Genomic DNA, 1,508 nt, shown 5'->3' with positions numbered 1-1,508 from the left:
GCAGCAAAGCGACAGCGCCGCATCCAGTTTCATCACCGGGGAAAGCGATTGCCGCATCCTCACGGTGGGCAGTATCATAGATGTTCATACCGCTATCCATACAGGAATAGGTATCCACGTAAAAAATAGCATCGGCACCTATATCATTACGGAAATAACCCACGTAGCCGGTATGGGTGACAGTTACCAGAACTATTTCACCGCACTTCCGTCCTCTATTCCCACCCTTCCATGCCCGGATGTACCTCTGCCTGTTGCTCATACACAGCAGGCCGTGGTTGTCAGCAACGAGGACCCGAAAAAGTTAGGCCGCGTCCAAGTCAAGATGAACTGGCAGACCGGCCCGATGCAAACCTCGTGGATACGGGTGCTCACTCCTGACGCAGGTACAAGCGACAAAGTGGCCACAAACAGAGGATTTGTATTCATACCCGAAAAGGGAGACCAAGTCATGGTGGCATTCAGATATGATGACCCGAACCGTCCGTTTGTACTTGGCAGCTTATTCCATGGAAAGTCAGGCACCGGTGGCGGCAGTTCAAACAAAACAAAAAGCCTGACCACCCGCAGCGGTTGTACCATAACGCTTGATGATGAAAAAGGAAGTGTTACCATTGCAGATCCGACCGGAAGCACAATCATCTTGAACGGTGACAATACCATCACCATTGATGCAAAGGACAAAATAACCATCCATTCCAAAGAATTGGAGATACTTGCTGATGAAAAGATAAGAATTGAAGCCGATTCAGAGGTTGAGGTACTTGGTAAGACATCCACTTTTGAAGGTAAGTCCGAGGCAAAAATAAAAAGTGATACGTCCATTAAGGAAGAGGCAGCTACGATAGATATAAAAGCATCTGCAACACTGAAAGCAACGGGAGCAACCGTTGATGTGGATGGTTCTGCGATGACAAATATAAAAGGCGGTTTACTTAATTTTAATCCATGATAAACAACGAACATAATCCGATAGCCATAAGAATTAGCAACGTACAGGACTTATGGATTGAAAATCGGGAGAAATTTCCCGATGCAAAGATTTATTGTCTCGTTTGCGAACCGACTGATTATCAAATTGTAGAAGGATTCATACGGCTTGAAGCCTCCGAACATGGCTGCACGTCGGATATAATTGTCGGTTTCAAGGCTGACTATGATGATAAAACAGACTTTTATAAGTTCTTGATAAAAGCATGGATAGATTCGTTTTCCATGGATGTAGAGAAAAATCCCGATTGGGATTGGGCGGATTTTTCTTCATTTAAGTCAGAGTTGACATCTGTCAGTTCTTTAAGTGCAGATAAACTACGAGACTTGTATATTCGTCTTGTTACAAGTTTCAAGACATTTGTCGGAAACGACAATCTACTCGGCATAACCCTCTTCATATCCCGCATTGGCGATGTGGAAGCTCTGAATGAAGTAATAAAGGACATTGCCGAGCGACTGCCCGCAGGGGTTGCGCTTATTCTAATTGACTATAAAAAGAGAGAAGTCTATGATAT

1 protein-coding gene and 1 pseudogene are annotated in these 1,508 nt (G+C 44.6%); both read left to right on the top strand.

Going from position 1 to position 1,508, the window contains the following annotated elements:
* Positions 1-952 (top strand): phage baseplate assembly protein V (locus HMPREF0673_RS05890; protein WP_007899395.1); only part of this gene is annotated, 952 nt, incomplete at its 5' end.
* Positions 949-1,508, top strand: a pseudogene (locus HMPREF0673_RS05885) (hypothetical protein); the annotation flags it as partial. The gene HMPREF0673_RS05890 and the pseudogene HMPREF0673_RS05885, both read left to right, overlap by 4 nt.

The sequence above is a fragment of the Leyella stercorea DSM 18206 genome (genome assembly GCF_000235885.1).
GTDB lineage: Bacteria > Bacteroidota > Bacteroidia > Bacteroidales > Bacteroidaceae > Prevotella > Prevotella stercorea.
This window is presented reverse-complemented; position numbering and strand designations above follow the sequence as displayed.